The following is a 15,904-nucleotide window of genomic DNA, read 5'->3' as shown; positions in this document are numbered from 1 at the left end:
TTCATCATGGGCAGCGAACGCCCACCCACCACCGGTCACGACGTCGAGCTGGCGGCCCTGGCCGCCACCGGCGATCGCCGGGCCTACGGGGAGCTGGTGCGCAGGCACGGCTCGTCCGTCAGAGGCCTGCTGCGTCGCCTGGGCGCCGATCCGGCCACCGCCGACGATGTCGCCCAGGACGCGTTCCTGGTCGGCTTCGAGCAGATCGCCGACTATCGCGGCGAGGGGGCCTTCGGCGGCTGGATCAAGAAGACCGCCGCGCGGCTCTATCTGCGCAAGGTCAAGCGCGACGCGCGGCTGATCTTCTCGGACACCGCGCCGGAGGAGGCTCCGCCGCCCGCCTCGGCCGACGCGCCGGGCGATCGGCTGGATCTCGACGAGGCGCTCAAGGGGCTGTCGCGCGGCGAGCGCTTGTGCGTCTCGCTCTGCTACGGTGCGGACTGGTCTCATGCGGAGGCTGCGGAAGCCTTGAACATCCCGATCGGCACGGTCAAATCCCATGTCAAACGTGGTCTGGATAAACTCAGGGCCAGGCTGGCCCCGCCCACGGACGCCTCGGCGCGGAGGGAAGGTCATGGTTGATCGCGATTTCGACGCCCAGCTCTCGCGGCTGTTCGCCGATCCGCCGGCGTTTTCCGACGCCGAGGCCTTCCGCGCCCGCGTGGAGAGCCGTCTCGACCGGGGGTGGACGCTGCGCCGACTGGCGATCGGCGCGACCGGCGGAGTCGCCGGCCTGTTCGCCGTGGGGCAACTGATCACCAGCCGTTTCGCGACCGACCTGCGTCATGCGTCCAGCGAAGGCGTTTCGGGCGTCGACCTCGGCGTCGACAAGGTGATGGCCCAGGTGAATCAGTTCGTCTCCACGCCTGCCAGCGTAGAAACCCTTTGGCTCGGCGCCGCCCTTGCGGCTATCGCTCTGACCTTCGCCATCACCCGACTGGTCGAAGAGTTCTAATCCGGAGGGCGGCCCGCGCCGCGCTCCGGTCGTCGTCACAGAGCCGGAGCGAGTTTTGTCCGCCCATCGCCAGGAGACGGTCCGCCGTCTCGCCGCCCCCGATATCGCCGCCCGCAAGGGCGGCGTTCCGATTGTCTGCCTCACCGCCTACACCGCCCCGGTGGCCGCCGCCCTCGACGACGCCTGCGACGTCCTGCTGGTCGGCGACTCGCTGGGCATGGTCGTCCACGGCCTGCCCAACACCGTCGGCGTGACCATGGAAATGATGATCCTGCACGGCCAGGCGGTCATGCGCGGCTCCAGGAAGGCCATGGTCGTCGTCGACATGCCGTTCGGCTCGTACGAGGGCGCGCCCGAAGAGGCCTACGCCAACGCCGTCCGTATCATGAAGGAAACCGGCGCCCAGGCGGTGAAGGTCGAGAGCGGCCCCACCGTGCCCGACACCATCCGCTATCTCGTCGACCGCGGCGTGCCGGTGATGGGCCATGTGGGCCTGCGTCCGCAGGCGGTGCTGGTCGACGGCGGCTTCAAGGCCAAGGGCCGTGACGAGGAAGGCCGCCAGAAGATCCTGGCCGAGGCCCGCGCCACCGCCGACGCCGGCGCCTTCGCCGTGGTCATCGAGGGCGTCGCCGAGGCCCTGGCCCGCGAGATCACGCAAGCCATCGCCCCGCCGACCATCGGCATCGGCGCCTCGGCCGGGTGCGACGGCCAGGTGCTGGTCAGCGACGACATGTTGGGGCTGTTCGACTGGACCCCCAAGTTCGTCCGCCGCTACGCCGACCTGAAGGGCGCGATCGAGAAGGCCGCCGCCGACTACGCCCGCGACGTGCAGGACCGCAGCTTCCCCGGTCCGGCCGAGACGTACTACGCCAAGAAGGATTGAGGGCGGACGACCCCCTCAGTCGCTCCGCGACAGCTCCCCCAGAGGGGGAGCATCTGGGCCCGAAATCCTCCCCCTCTGGGGGAGGTGGCCCAGAGGGCCGGAGGGGGTCTGCGCCGGCAGTTGTCGATACCCTTCCAAACCAGGGTTCCCCGCCGTTGCGGCGGCGGCGGACACGCTATAGGTTCGCCGCCTGCGTCGCGGCCAGAGCCCCGACTCCTGATGTTTCAACCTTGCGTCGTCCGGAACCGCCCGGGCAGCGACGCCCCGGCGCCCCCGGCGCCCGTACTGGAGCCTCGTTCGTGGTCGATGTGTTTGACGAGGTCGAAGAGCAGCTTCGCTCCGACCGCTACAAGACCTTCGCGCTGAAGTCGCTGCCCGTCCTGGGCGCGGTCGCGGCGGTCGCGGTTCTGGGCGTGGGCGGCTGGTGGGGCTGGACCGCCTACGAAAGCAGCCGCGCCAACAAGGCCTCCGAAGCCGTGCAGGCCACCCTCGAAGCCTACGAGAAGGAAGGGCCCGCCAAGGCCTTCACCGAGTTCGAAAAGCTGTCGAAGGAAGGCAACGCCGGCTATCGCGCGCTGGCCTTCATGCAGATGGGCGGCATCCGCCTGGACGAGGGCAAGACCAAGGAAGCTGTCGGTTATTTCGACGAAGCGGCCAAGATTGCTCCCGATCCTGTCATGGGTGACATAGCGCGCCTCAAATCCGCCTTCGCGCTCATGGACACGGCTCCTTATCAGGAGATCGAGTCGAGGCTGACCCCGTTGACCGGCGAGAAGAGCCCTTACCGCGTGCAGGCCAAGGAAGCCCTGGCGTTCGCCAAGCTCCAGGCCGGCAAGACGGCCGAGGCGCGCGGCGATTTCGTCGTGCTCTCGCTGCTATCTGACGGTTCGGACGACACCCGCCAGCGTGCCCAGGCGGCGATCCAGATGATCGACTCCGGCTCGGCCAAGGCCCTGCCGGCCGCCGTCAAGGCCGCGGCAGCGCTGCCGCCGCCGATTCAACTCGCGCCCGGCCAACTGCCGCCGGGCCTGCAACCCCAAGCTCAATGAGCCGCCGACCCATGACTCTGAAGCGTTCCCTGCTGCTCGCCGCGATGATGTCGGCCGCGGTGTCGGTGACCGGTTGCTCGACGGTGTCGAAGCTCAACCCCTTCGGCAAGGACGACAAGAACAAGGCCACCGCCAGCCAAGGCCAGCGGATCTCGGTCATCGCCTTCGACCAGAAGGTCGAGGCGGCCGACGGCCTGAAGGGCGTCGACTTCTTCCTGCCCGAACCCCAACCCCAGGCCGACTGGCGCCTGCCGGGCGGCACTCCCGAGCAATCGGTCGAGCACGTCGCCGCCGGCAAGGACTTCGAGATCGCCTGGCGCAAGGGCTTCGGCCAGAAGGCCAATCGCACCTTCCACATCACGGCCAACCCCGTTTCGGCCGAGGGCAAGATCTTCGTGCTCGACGGCGAGGCCAAGGTCTCGGCGCTTGACGCCGTCACTGGCGAGACGCTGTGGCGCAAGGACCTGCGTCCTGCTCGCCAGCCGGGCAAGCGCGGCTTCCTGGGGATCGGCGGCCGCAAGGACGACACGCGCGGCTTCGGCGGCGGCGTGGCCTATGCCGACGGCAAGCTCTACGTCTCGTCGGGCTTCCGATTCGTGGCCCAGCTCGATGCGGCCACCGGCAAGGAAAACTGGCGCCAGGCGACCAGCACGCCTGTCCACGCCGCCCCGACCGTGGCCGACGGCCGCGTCTTCGTGGTCTCGACCGACAACGAACTGCTGACCTATGCGGCCGCCGACGGCGCGCCGGGCTGGACCTACCAGGCCCTGATCGAGCCGGCCCGCATCCTGGGCGGTTCGAGCCCGGCCATCAGCGGCGACACCGTCGTCGCCGGCTTCGCCTCGGGCGAACTGGTGGCCCTGCGCACCGGCAACGGCAACGACCTGTGGAGCGAGGCCCTCAGCCGCGCCAGCCGCACCAACGCCCTATCGGAACTCCGCGACATCGCCGGCCGCCCGGTGATCTACAAGGGCGACGTCTACGCCGTCAGCCACTCGGGCGTGTTCTCCGCCACGGACCTGCGCACGGGCCAGGCCCGCTGGACCCTGCCGGTCACCGCCATCACCACGCCCTGGCCCGCCGGCGACGTGGTCTACGTGGTCGACAAGGCCGGCCAGGTGATCTGCGCTTCCCGCGACGGCGGCCAGGTCCACTGGATCCGCGACCTGAACGAGACCGACAAGCTCTCCAAGAAGCAGAAGAAGAAGCTGGCCAAGCGTCCGCGCATCTGGTCCAGCCCGATCCTGGCTTCGGGCCGCCTGATCACGGTGTCCAGCTATGGCGAGGCCGTGGCCCTGAACCCCAAGACCGGCGCCACGGAAAGGACCCTGAAGATCGGCGCGCCGGTGCTGCTGGCCCCGATCGCCGTGGGCGACAAGATCTACGTCACCACCGACGACGCCGATCTGATCGCCATCCGCTGATCCGATCCGGGGTCCTTCGGGACCCCGGTTGAACTCGTAACCCGTCCCGGGCCCGGGCTGGCGAATCGCCGGCCCGGGCTTGTTGCTTTGCCGGGACCCGAAAAATCGACTACTGACCGCCTATGCCTTTGAAACTCGCCATCGTCGGCCGCCCCAATGTGGGCAAGTCCACGCTGTTCAACCGTCTTGCCGGCAAGAAGCTGGCCCTGGTCGACGACCAGCCGGGGGTCACCCGTGACCGCCGGTTCGCGCACGGCCGCCTCGGCGACCTCGATCTGGAGCTGATCGACACCGCCGGCTTCGAGGACGTCACCGACGAAAGCCTCGAGTCGCGCATGCGCGCCCAGACCGAACTGGCGATCGACGAGGCCGACGTGGCCCTCTTCGTGTTCGACGCCCGCGAGGGCCTGACGCCGCTCGACCGGATTTTCGCCGAGATGCTGCGCCGCCGGAACAAGCCGGTCGTGGTCGCGGCGAACAAGTCCGAGGGCAAGCAGGCCGAGATCGGCGCCGCCGAAGCCCACCAGCTGGGCCTGGGCGAGCCGATCCCGATCAGCGGCGAGCACGGCGAGGGCATGGCCGATCTCTATGCGGCGCTTCTGGCGGTGACGCCCGAGGAGCTGCAGGAAGAGTTCGAGGACTACGACGACGACACCAAGCCGATCAAGATCGCCATCATCGGCCGTCCGAACGCCGGCAAGTCGACCCTGGTCAACCGCCTGATCGGCGAGCAGCGCCTGCTGACCGGCCCCGAGGCCGGCATCACCCGCGATTCGATCTCGGTCGACTGGACCTGGGACGGCCGCAAGATCCGCCTCGTCGACACCGCCGGCCTGCGCAAGAAGGCCAAGGTCAACGAGAAGCTCGAGAAGCTCTCGACCCAGGACACCATCCGCTCGATGACCTTCGCCGAGGTCGTGCTGCTGGTGATGGACGCCACCCATCCGTTCGAGACCCAGGACCTGCAGATCGCCGACCTGGCCGAGCGGGAAGGGCGCTGTGTCGTCTTCGTGCTGGCCAAGTGGGACCTGATCGAGGACCCTGGCCAGATCCTCAAGGAATTCAACGAGCACGCCGAGCGCATGCTGCCTCAGCTGCGCGGGGCGCCGGTCGTGGCGCTGTCGGGCGAGACCGGCCGCGGCGTCGAGCGCCTGATGCCGGCCGTGATCAAGACGCACCGCGACTGGTCGACCAAGGTCAAGACCCGCGACCTGAACGACTGGCTGCAGCTGGCCATGCAGAGGCATCCGCCGCCGGCCGTCAACGGCAAGCGCGTGAAGCCCAAATACATGGCGCAGACCAAGGCCCGTCCGCCGACGTTCGTGCTGTTCTCCAGCCGCGCCGACCAGATGCCCGATCACTATCGCCGCTATCTGGTCAACAGCCTGCGGGAAAGCTTCGACCTGCCGGGCGTGCCGCTGCGCATCACCATCAAGTCGGGCGCCAACCCCTATGCCGACGCCGACCAGGGGTATGTTGTTAAGGGCAAGCGCGCCTTCGAGAAGAAGGAAGCCGAGAAGGCCCGCCTGAAGGCCTCGCGCAACACGGTCAAGAAATCGGCCCAGAGGGCCGCGATCCTGGCCGAAGCGTCGGCGGACGCCGGCGCGGTCGCCGCGGGCAAGGCTGCTTCGACCAAGGCTGTCTCGGCCAAGGCCGCCTCCGGCAAGGCTGGGGCGATCAAGGCCGATGCCGGCAAGGGCGAGGCGACCAAGTCCGATCCCGGCAAGGCGGCCGTCAAGTCGGTGAAGCCGCAGGGGCCCAAGACCCAGAAGAAGGTCTCGACCACCCCGAGCTACAAGGTCGGGACCAAGACGGCCGGCGGCAAGGCCGGTGGTCCGCGCCGTCCGGTGGCCGGCTCGCGCGTGGTGCGGGGCAACAAGGCGCCTGGCGGCAAGCCCAAGGGGCGCTAGCTCGAGGCGGGGAGGAGCCTAGAACTCCTCCCAGTCCTGGCCGACGGCGACGCCCGGACGGAACGACTGGGCGATGCGGCTCTGGGCCGCGGCGACCGGGTTTTCGGCTGCGGGGCGGTGCTGGGCCGGCGACGCCGGGCGGGCGATCGCCTGGGCGGGCGCCGCGCCGGTCTCGAAGCGCGAGACCAGTTCGGCCAGCGACGAGGCCTCGTTGCGCAGGCAGGCGGCCGCGGCCGTGGCCTCCTCGACCATGGCGGCGTTGCGCTGGGTCACCTGGTCCATCTGATTGATGGCGGTGTTGACCTGGTTTAGGCCCGTGGCCTGTTCGTGGGCCGACTGGGCGATCTCGGAAATCAGGGTGTCGATCTCGGCGATGCGGCCGACGATGCCGGTCAGCGACTGGCCGGTGTCGCTCACCAGCTTGGCGCCGCGATCGACCTGGCTGCTGCTGTTGGCGATCAGGCTCTTGATCTCCTTGGCCGCCTCGGCCGAGCGCTGGGCGAGCGCCCGCACCTCCTGGGCGACCACGGCGAACCCTCGGCCGGCCTCGCCGGCGCGAGCCGCCTCGACGCCGGCGTTGAGGGCCAGGAGGTTGGTCTGAAAGGCGATCTCGTCGATGACGCCGATGATCTGGCCGATCTTGCCCGAGCTTTGCTCGATCTCACCCATGGCGGCGATGGCGTCGCGCATGATCTCGCCCGAGCGGGTGACCTCCTGCCGCGTGGTCGAGGCCGCGGTCGAGGCCGCGCGGGCCCCCTCGGCGCTGCGGCGCACGGTGGCGGTGATCTCGTCGAGCGCCGCGGCGGTCTCCTCCAGGGCAGCAGCCTGCTGCTCGGTGCGCTTGGAGAGGTCCTCGGAGGCCCCGGTGATCTCGTTGGAGCCGTTGTGCACGCCCTGCGTCGACTGGCCGATCTCGGTCATCGCCTGGCGCAGCGACTGGAGGGCGGCGTTGTAGTCGCTCTTGATCGAAGCGAAGCGGCCGTCGAAGGCGGCGGTGATGTCGGCGGTCAGGTCGCCGCCGGCCAGGCGCTTGAGGTTGTCGGCCAGGGTCAGCACCACCGCGCCCTGTTCGGCCTCGGTGCGGCGCAGGGCCTCGTTGGCCATCCGCTCCTGCTCGGCCTGGGTGATGTCGGTGCAGAACTTGATGACCTTGCAGGGCTTGCCCGCGGCGTCGAACACTGGGTTGTATGCGCCCTGGATCCAGATCTCGACGCCGCCCTTGCCCTGGCGCTGGAACTTGCCGGCGAAGAACTCGCCGCGGCCCAGGTTCAGCCAGAACTGCTTGTATTCGTTGCTACGGGCGAAGTCGGGGTCGGCGAACATGCTGTGATGGCGGCCGCGGATCTCGTCCAGCGAATAGCCCACCGTCTTCAGGAAGTTGGTGTTGGCCGTCAGGATGGTGCCATCGAGCTGGAACTCGATGACGGCCTGCGAGCGGTGGATCGCCGCGACGGTGGCTTCCAACTCGGCGAGACGCTCGTCGGCCGCGGCGCGGCCACGCTTGAACGCAAACGGCATTGTCCAAACCCCCGAGGGATCGCGCCCAGGCAGCGCTGCATCCTTAGGGTGAGACTTCGAGTCTTATTCCATGCTTAACGAGCGTCGGTTTCCGAAAGCGTCATCTGCGTCAGGTTGTCGCAGTTTAGTGTTTTTGGGTCTTGTGTCGTGGAGTCGACCACCAGCTTGACCGCAGAAAATCCGTATTTTCCGTCAGTTGCGAAAGTTTCTGGATTAATCTGTATTGTATACGGTTCAACTAAACCTGCGAATGTTTACGGGGTTCAGTTAGGCGCTGACGCTTGCTGACTCTTGACCTCGTTCCTTGAAGCGAATCACGCCCTTGGGCGGCTCGCGGCCAGGGCGAGCCAGGTCGACGACGAAGGGAGCGATCTCGGCCGGGTCCTGCACGGTCATCGGGTCCTCGCCCGGGAAGGCGCCGGCCCGCATCTTGGTGCGCATGGCGCCAGGGTCGATGCTGAAGGCGCGGACCTTGGTGTTCTCCATCTCGTCGGCATAGCAGTCGACGATGGCCTCCAGGCCCGCCTTGGAGGCGGCGTAGGCGCCCCAGAAGGCCCGGTGGCTCTTGGCGACGCTGCTGGTCAGGAAGATGGCCCGGCCGGCGTCCGAGGCGCGCAGCAGCGGGTCCATGGCCCGGATCAGCCGCCAGTTGGCCGTCAGGTTGGTCGACAGGATCATGTCCCAGCCCTTTGGGTCCAGGTGGCCCACGGGGGTCAGGGCGCCCAGCACGCCGGCCGCGCCGACCAGGATGTCGAGCCTGCCGAACCGCTGGTGCAGGGCCGCGCCCAGGTGATCCAGGCCGTCGGCCTCGCGCAGGTCCAGCGGCACGAGGGTGGCGTGCTCGCCGGTGGCGGCGAAGATCGCGTCGTCCAGGGCCTCCAGCGCGCCCTGGGTGCGGCCGATGGCGATGACGTGGGCGCCGGCCTTGGCCAGGCCCAGGGCGATGGCGTTGCCGATGCCGCGCGTGGCGCCGGTGACGAGGGCGATGCGGCCGGCCAGCGGCGTGTCGGTGGTGGTCATGAGCGTTTCCTGCGCCTCTCGCGGGCGTTTATCTGTCGGGGGATCAGGCGTCTTCGTCGGCCGGCCGCGCCGCATAGCGCTGCGCCAGGACCGAACAGGCCATCAACTGGATCTGGTGGAAGATCATCAGGGGCAGCACCAGCACGCCGGCCGTGGCCCCCGGGAACAGGATGCCGGCCATGGGCACGCCGGTCGCCAGGCTCTTCTTCGAGCCGCAGAACACGATCGCCACCTCGTCGGCCTTGGAGAAGCCCAGGAGACGCGCGCCCCACATGGTGGCCAGCATGACCAGCGTCAGCAGCACGCCGCAGACCAGCAGCAGCACGATCAGCTCCAGCGGCGAGACCTTGCGCCACAGGCCTTCGACGACGGCGGCGCTGAAGGCCGAATAGACCACCAGCAGGATCGAGCCGCGGTCGACGCGGCCGACCAGGGTCTTGTGCTTCTCGATCCACTTGCCGACCAGCGGCCGGGCGATCTGGCCGGCGACGAACGGCAGCAGCAGCTGGATGACGATCGACTTGATCGAGTCCCAGCCGCCGACGTCGCCGTGGGCGTTCATCAGCAGGCCGACCAGCACCGGCGTCAGGAAGATGCCGAACAGGTTCGAGGCCGAGGCCGCGCAGACGGCGGCGGCGACGTTGCCGCGCCCGATCGAGGTGAAAGCGATCGACGACTGCACCGTCGAGGGCAGGCAGGCCAGGAACACCATCCCCGCCGCCATGGTCGGCGTCAGCACGCCCACCTTGCTGATCGCCAGGCCCAGGATCGGGAACAGCACGAAGGTGAAGGCCAGGATCGTCAGGTGCAGGCGCCAATGGGTGACGCCGGCGACCACGGCCTCGCGAGACAGCTTGGCGCCGTGCAGGAAGAACAGCAGGGCGATGGCCAGCTTGACCACCCAGCCGGTGATCACGGCCGCCTGTCCCTGGACCGGCAGGAACGAGGCCAGCACCACCATGCCGAACAGGGCGATGATGTAGGCGTCGATCTTCAGCTTGGAGAGGACGGCGGAAACGGGATTGGCCAAGAAGCGACTCTCAAATGGATCGTCGCCCGGTCCGTCCGGGCGATCCGAGCGGCCGAAGATCAGCGTGGGCGGGCCGCATACCGGGGGTAGCGCAGCTTGGGTCCTCCGAACAAGTCGAAGGACCCTTGAAAGGCGCTGATTAGGCGCTGACCAGCAGCGACAGCTGCTTTTCGGCCTGGTCGTTGCGGCCTTCGGCGATCTCGCGATCGGTCAGGCGGGTGGGGTAGTCGCCGGTGAAGTAGTGGTCGGTGAACTGCGGGGCGGCCGGATCGCGCGGGGCGCATTCCAGGGCCTCGTACAGACCTTCCACCGACAGGAAGCCGAGCGAGTCCACTTCGAGGAACTTGGCCATCTCTTCCAGCGACTTGGTGGCGGCCAGCAGCTGTTCGCGCTCGGGCATGTCGATGCCGTAGAAGTCGGGCCACTTGATCGGCGGAGAGGCCGAGCGCAGGTGCACTTCCTTGGCGCCGGCCTCGCGGACCATGCGGACGATCTTCAGCGAGGTGGTGCCGCGCACGATCGAGTCGTCGATCAGGATGACGCGCTTGCCTTCCAGCACGGCGCGGTTGGGGCTGTGCTTCATGCGCACGCCCAGTTCGCGCACGCCTTGCGTCGGCTGAATGAAGGTGCGGCCCACATAGTGGTTGCGGATAATGCCCAGGTCGAAGGGCAGGCCGCTTTCGGCCGCATAGCCGATCGCCGCCGGCACGCCCGAGTCCGGCACCGGCACCACGACGTCGGCCTCGACGCCGGTCTCGATCGCCAGGCGGCGACCCATGCGCTTGCGCACTTCATAGACCGAGCGGCCGTTCACCACGCTGTCGGGACGGGCGAAGTAGACGTACTCGAACACGCAGGGGCGGGCGGCTGGGGCAGCGAACGGGCGCAGCGACTTCACGCCGGTGTCGCTGATCACCACCATCTCGCCGTGTTCGACGTCGCGCACGAAGCGGGCGCCGATCATGTCGAGGGCGCAGGTCTCGGACGCCAGGACCGGCTTGCCGTCCAGGTCGCCCAGCACCAGCGGACGGATGCCCAGCGGATCGCGCACGCCGATCATCTTCTTGTTGGTGATGGCCACCAGGGCGTAGCCGCCCTCGATCTGGCCGATGGCGTCGATGAAGCGGTCGACGATCTTGGCTTTGCGCGAGCGGGCGATGAGGTGAAGGATGACTTCGGAGTCCGAGGTCGACTGGAAGATCGCGCCTTCCTGCACCAGACGTTCGCGCAGGGTCAGGAAGTTGGTCAGGTTGCCGTTGTGGGCGAGGGCCAGGCCGCCGGTCTCGAGATCGGCGAACATCGGCTGGACGTTGCGGATGCCGCTGCCGCCGGCCGTCGAATAGCGCGTGTGGCCGATCGCCATGTTGCCCGGCAGGCGCTGGACCAGGTCGGCGCCGGTGAAGGCGTCGCCGACATGGCCCTTGTGGCGTTCGGTGTGGAAGCGGGCGCCGTCGAAGGCGGCGATGCCGCAGGCTTCCTGGCCGCGGTGCTGCAGGGCGTGCAGGCCCAGCGCCGCGATGGCGGCGGCGTCACGGGCGCCGAACACGCCGAACACGCCGCATTCCAGGCGCAGCGTGTCGTCCTCTGGGTCGCGCCAGGGCGCGGACGAGAAGCGGTCGGTCGACTGGCCGATAGACGTCGTCATTGCGATTTCTCCACCAGGTCGTCGAGCTTCCGACGCTGGTCCTTATCATAGCCTTCTTCGCCGCGTTCGGCGCTGGACGGTTTGTCGCTGGTCCCGTCGCGGACGGCGTCCTCGATGGCGGGGGCCAGCTTGCCGGCCAGGCCCGCGCCCTTGGGGGCGAACACCTTCAGCACCTGGGCGCTGGCGTTGGACAGCGGATAGAACATCGACTCCGACACCCAGGCCGGCACGCGGTCGCGCGGCGTGGCCATGTGGAAGACGAGGTTGAAGACGCCCAGCACCACCAGGGCGCGCAGCAGGCCGAAACCCAGGCCGACCAGGCGGTCCAGCAGACCCAGCGCGCCGTCGGCGTGCAGGGTCTTGGTCAATTGGCCGCCGATCAGGCGCAGGGCGACGAAGGCGATGACGAAGGTGACCAGGATGGCGGCGGCGGTCGCCGCCCAGTCCGGGTCCATGAATTCGCGGAAGAGGGGGCCTGTCAGGCGCAGGCCCAGCAGGGCGACGACGGCGGCGACGATGAACGACAGCGCCGAGGTCAGCTCCCGCGAGGCGCCGCGGAAGAAGCCGACGGCGCCGGAAACCAGCAGGATCAGTCCGGCGATGATGTCGAACGGCGTCACGCGTGCGAGCTCCAGATGTCATTCTCGATTCGGCGGACCGCATCGGCCAGTCGCGCCGCGCCGGCCACCGGCAGGGCGCCGCCGCCTTCGGGCAGGCCCGACAGCGGTCCCAGCGCGCGGCCGAACCCGAGCTTGGCGGCTTCCTTCAAACGCGACTCCATTCGGCTCACGGGCCGGATCTCGCCGGAGAGGCTGACCTCGCCGAACACCACGCAGTCCTGCGGCAGGGCGACATCCATGGCCGAAGAGGCCAAAGCGGCCGCCGCCGCGAGGTCGGCGGCGGGTTCGGTGATCCTCAGCCCGCCGGCGACGTTCAGATAGACGTCCTTGTCGCCAAAACCAAGGCCGCAGCGCGATTCCAGCACCGCCAGCACCATGGCCAGGCGTCCGGAATCCCATCCGACCACGGCGCGCCTGGGCGTTCCGTACGCGGAAGGCGCGACCAGGGCCTGGAATTCCACCAGGACGGGCCGCGATCCTTCGATGCCGGCGAACACCGCCGCCCCCGCCGCCCGCTCGCCGCCCTCGTTGAGGAAAAGGGCCGAGGGGTTCTTCACCTCGCGCAGGCCGACGTCGCCCATCTCGAACACGCCGATCTCGTCGGTGGCTCCGAAACGGTTCTTGGCCCCGCGCAGGATGCGGAATGGATAGCCGCGCTCGCCCTCGAAGCTCAGCACCGCGTCCACCAGGTGTTCGACCACGCGCGGACCGGCGATCTGGCCGTCCTTGGTGACGTGGCCGACCAGCAGGATGGCCACGCCCTTCTGCTTGGCCAGGCGGACCAGCTCGGTGGCGCAGGCGCGCACCTGGGTCACCGTGCCGGGGCCGGCCTCGTGGGCGTCGCTCCACATGGTCTGGATCGAGTCGATGACCACCAGGTCGAACCTGTCGCGCTTCAGCCCGTCGAGGATGTCGCGCAGGCTGCTTTCGGCGGCCAGCTTCACTGGGGCGCCGGCCAGGCCCATGCGGTCGGCGCGGCCGCGGATCTGCTCGACGGCCTCTTCGCCCGAGATGTAGGCGCACGAGACGCCGCGGCTCGAGGCGTTGGCGCAGACCTGCAGCAGCAGGGTGGACTTGCCCACGCCCGGGTCGCCGCCGATCAGGATCGCCGAGCCGGGCACCACGCCGCCGCCGCAGACCCGGTCGAACTCGTCGACGCCGGTCAGGATGCGCGGCGGGGCGGGGGTGTCGCTCTCCAGGCCGGTGAACTGCAGGCCGCGCGAGCGCGTGGCCTTGGTGGTGGCCATCGCGCCGGGCGGGCGTACGCCGACCTCTTCGACGAGGGTGTTCCAGCTCTGGCAGGCGGGGCATTGCCCGGCCCACTTGGTCTGGACCGCGCCGCAGGACTGGCAGGCGTAGGCGGCGCTGTCGCGGGCCATGGGGGCTCCTGATTCTCGAATGGGTGCAGGTTACAGGCTGGGCCCGCCCTGCGCCAAAGCCGGACGCAGGGGGCTGAGGCTATGTCGCCGAACCTTGTTCCCGTTTTTGGTGTGTTCGGTGTAGATAAGTATCGGGGGGCGCAGATTCAGGATCTTGCTGGAGGCGCCTAGATGTCCGTGGTCGAACCCGGAGCCGTTTCTTCCGATCTCGTGGGCCGCGTGAAGCGGATCCTGCTGACGCCGTCGCCCGAGTGGGAGCGCATCGACACCGAGCCCGCCACGATCAAGGGCCTCTATGTCGGCTATGCCTGTATCCTGGCGGCGATCCCGCCCGTGGCGAACTTGATCGGCGGGCAACTGTTCGGCGTCGGCGTGCCCGGCGTTGTGACAGTGAAGCCGCAGCTGTTCACGGCGATCTTCGGCGCGGTGCTGACCTACGGCCTGTCGCTGCTGTCGGTCTTCATCGTCGCCCTGATTATCGACGCTCTGGCGCCCACCTTCGATGGCCAGAAGAACCGGCTGCAGGCCTTCAAGGTCTCGGTCTACGCCAGCACGGCGGGCTGGGTCGCCGGGGTGTTCGGCCTGTTTCCGCCGCTGGGGATCATCGGCGGCCTGCTGGCGCTGTATGGGCTCTACCTCCTCTATACGGGCCTGCCGCGCCTGATGAAGGCGCCCAAGGAGAAGGCCATCGGCTACACCGCGCTCACCGTGGTCTGCGCTATCGTGCTGTCCTTCATCATCGGCTTCGTCACCGCGGCGGTCACTGGCGGCGCGATCCTGGGCGGCAGCTATACGGCGTCGAAGGCCTCGACCGACAGCGGTTCGGTGACGCTGGGCGGCCAGACCTACGACCTGGGCAAGATGGACGAAGCCAGCAAGAAGATGGAGGCGGCCGCCGCCTCGATCGAGGCCGGCAAGGACATCCCTCTGACCTCGCCGGACGTGCTCAAGGGCCTGCTGCCCGGCGCGGCCGGCGGCTACGCCCGCACCTCCGTCGAATCCAGCTCTGGCGGCGCCGGCGGCATGGGCATGTCGGTGGCGCGCGGCGACTACGAGAAGGACGGCAAGCGCTTCACCCTGGCGGTCACCGACCTGGGCGCGCTGGGCGGCATGACGGCGATGGCCTCGGCGATGAACGCCCAGAGCACCTCGGAAACCGAGACCGGCTATGAAAAGACCAGCACCGCCGGAGGCCAGCTGACCACCGAGAAGTGGGACCGCGAGGCCAAGTCGGGCGGCTACACCGTCGTGATCGGCAACCGCTTTTCGGTCGAGGCCAATGGCGACGCCGAGAGCATCGACGACCTCAAGCGCGCGGTGGCCTCGGTCGACGCCGGCAAGCTGAAGAGCCTGGCGCGCTAGGCGGGGAAGGGCGGGGCCTTTAGGCCTCGCCCAGCACCACGCGGCGGGCGCGGCCGGCCAGGCGCACGAGCAGTTCGTAGGCCGTGGTGCCAGCGGCGGCGGCGGCCTCGTCGACCGGCAGGTTGGGGCCGATCAGTTCGACCAGGGCGCCGGGACGCGCCGCGTCGCAGTCGGTGACGTCGATGGCGATCAGGTCCATCGACACCCGGCCCAAGAGGCGCCGACGCGCGCCGTCGAACCACACGTGGCCGGCGGGGCTGGAGCCGCGCAGCACGCCGTCGGCATAGCCGCAGGCCAGCACCGCCACCCGTGTCGTCTCGTCGGCGGTGAAGGCCGCGCCGTAGCCGATCGACTCGCCGCGCGGCACGACCCGCACCTGCAGGATCGGCGCTTCCAGCGTCGCCACGGCCTTGAGGCGCGTGTCGGTCACGTCGCGCGGACCGCCGCCGTAGAGGGCGATGCCCGGCCGGCACTGGTCGAAATGATAGTCTCCGCCCAGGAACACCCCGGCCGAGTTGGCCAGGCTCCTGCGGGCGTTCGGAAACAGCGCCGCGGCGTCCTTGAAGCGCGTCAGCTGGCGGGCGTTGAGCGGATGCTGCGGCTCGCCGGCGCAGGCCAGGTGGCTGACCACCAGTGAGACGTTCAGATGCTTGAGCCGGTCCATTGAGGCGGTCAGGACTGCCGCCTCTTCATGGCGCAGGCCAAGCCGGTTCATGCCGGTGTCGACATGGATCGCCGCCTCGAGCACGCCCTTGCCGGCCTGGCTGTTCCAGGCCTCGACCTGCGGCAGGCTGTTGAGCACCGGGATCAGCCCGGCCTGGACCAGCGTCGGGCCCGAGCCCGGCGTCGCGCCGTCCAGCACGTGGATCCTGGCTTCGCGCTCGCCTAACGCCTTGCGCAGCGCCACGCCTTCCGACAGGCGCGCCACATAGAAGCTGCGCGCGCCTTCGTCCCACAAGCGGCGGGCGACCAGGCCCGCGCCCAGGCCGTAGCCGTCGGCCTTCACCGCCGGGGCCAGCTCGGCGTCGCCGGCCGTCGCCTTCAGCAGGGCGTAGTTGGCCGCGAGGGCGTCGAGGTCGAGTGTCAGGCGGGCGTCGGTCACGGCTGCG

The 15,904-nt window shown here is 69.1% G+C and carries 14 protein-coding genes; 7 read left to right on the top strand and 7 right to left on the bottom strand.

Features of this window, described 5'->3' with window-relative positions; translation table 11 throughout:
• The first annotated feature begins 6 nt into the window (after positions 1-6).
• The 6 genes from ACODR1_RS15300 to der all read left to right on the top strand — a co-directional run bounded on the left by ACODR1_RS15300 (position 7) and on the right by der (position 6,221).
• Positions 7-582: an RNA polymerase sigma factor gene (locus ACODR1_RS15300; protein WP_488881215.1), complete on the top strand. Its 576-nt coding sequence runs from the start codon at positions 7-9 to the stop codon at positions 580-582.
• Positions 575-955, top strand: a complete 381-nt coding sequence (locus ACODR1_RS15295) for a hypothetical protein (RefSeq protein WP_488881214.1) — start codon at positions 575-577, stop codon at positions 953-955. Before ACODR1_RS15300 ends, ACODR1_RS15295 begins: the two co-directional genes overlap by 8 nt.
• Before the next feature lie 55 nt (positions 956-1,010).
• Positions 1,011-1,838 (top strand): 3-methyl-2-oxobutanoate hydroxymethyltransferase, encoded by an 828-nt coding sequence (gene panB / locus ACODR1_RS15290; protein ID WP_488881213.1) that lies wholly within the window; start codon positions 1,011-1,013, stop codon positions 1,836-1,838.
• A gap of 299 nt (positions 1,839-2,137) precedes the next feature.
• Positions 2,138-2,887: a tetratricopeptide repeat protein gene (locus tag ACODR1_RS15285; RefSeq protein WP_488881212.1), complete on the top strand. Its 750-nt coding sequence runs from the start codon at positions 2,138-2,140 to the stop codon at positions 2,885-2,887.
• An 11-nt stretch (positions 2,888-2,898) separates the two neighbouring features.
• The gene (locus tag ACODR1_RS15280; RefSeq protein ID WP_488881211.1) at positions 2,899-4,311 is read left to right on the top strand and encodes a PQQ-like beta-propeller repeat protein; all 1,413 of its coding nucleotides are present in this window, start codon (positions 2,899-2,901) and stop codon (positions 4,309-4,311) included.
• Positions 4,312-4,433: 122 nt separating this feature from the next.
• A complete protein-coding gene (gene der, locus ACODR1_RS15275) occupies positions 4,434-6,221 on the top strand; it encodes a ribosome biogenesis GTPase Der (RefSeq protein WP_488881210.1) in 1,788 nt (595 codons plus the stop codon).
• A gap of 18 nt (positions 6,222-6,239) precedes the next feature.
• Here the strand turns inward: der and ACODR1_RS15270 are convergent, their stop codons facing one another.
• From ACODR1_RS15270 to radA, 6 genes are all read right to left on the bottom strand, one after another.
• The gene (locus ACODR1_RS15270) at positions 6,240-7,739 is read right to left on the bottom strand and encodes a methyl-accepting chemotaxis protein (protein ID WP_488881209.1); all 1,500 of its coding nucleotides are present in this window, start codon (positions 7,737-7,739) and stop codon (positions 6,240-6,242) included.
• Positions 7,740-8,006: 267 nt separating this feature from the next.
• Positions 8,007-8,759 carry an SDR family NAD(P)-dependent oxidoreductase gene (locus tag ACODR1_RS15265; protein WP_488881208.1) on the bottom strand — a complete coding sequence of 251 codons (753 nt, stop codon included), beginning with the start codon at positions 8,757-8,759 and terminating at the stop codon, positions 8,007-8,009.
• Positions 8,760-8,802: 43 nt separating this feature from the next.
• Positions 8,803-9,789 (bottom strand): bile acid:sodium symporter family protein, encoded by a 987-nt coding sequence (locus ACODR1_RS15260; protein ID WP_488881207.1) that lies wholly within the window; start codon positions 9,787-9,789, stop codon positions 8,803-8,805.
• A gap of 139 nt (positions 9,790-9,928) precedes the next feature.
• A complete protein-coding gene (gene purF, locus ACODR1_RS15255; protein ID WP_488881206.1) occupies positions 9,929-11,434 on the bottom strand; it encodes an amidophosphoribosyltransferase in 1,506 nt (501 codons plus the stop codon).
• Complete coding sequence (locus tag ACODR1_RS15250; RefSeq protein WP_488881205.1) at positions 11,431-12,054, bottom strand: CvpA family protein; 624 nt, start codon at positions 12,052-12,054, stop codon at positions 11,431-11,433. The genes purF and ACODR1_RS15250 overlap by 4 nt, the downstream gene beginning before the upstream one ends.
• A complete protein-coding gene (radA, locus tag ACODR1_RS15245; protein WP_488881204.1) occupies positions 12,051-13,433 on the bottom strand; it encodes a DNA repair protein RadA in 1,383 nt (460 codons plus the stop codon). The genes ACODR1_RS15250 and radA overlap by 4 nt, the downstream gene beginning before the upstream one ends.
• A 171-nt stretch (positions 13,434-13,604) precedes the next feature.
• On the opposite strand from radA, the gene ACODR1_RS15240 reads away from it, so the two are divergent.
• On the top strand, positions 13,605-14,795 hold the full coding sequence (locus tag ACODR1_RS15240) for a Yip1 family protein (protein ID WP_488881203.1): 1,191 nt from the start codon (positions 13,605-13,607) through the stop codon (positions 14,793-14,795).
• 19 nt (positions 14,796-14,814) lie between these two features.
• On the opposite strand, the gene alr is transcribed toward ACODR1_RS15240, so the two are convergent.
• Positions 14,815-15,897: an alanine racemase gene (gene alr, locus ACODR1_RS15235; RefSeq protein ID WP_488881202.1), complete on the bottom strand. Its 1,083-nt coding sequence runs from the start codon at positions 15,895-15,897 to the stop codon at positions 14,815-14,817.
• Positions 15,898-15,904 lie beyond the last annotated feature (7 nt).

Source organism: Caulobacter sp. FG7 (genome assembly GCF_057808875.1).
Note: the sequence above shows the minus strand (reverse complement) of the source record. Positions and strands in the feature narration are given on the sequence as shown.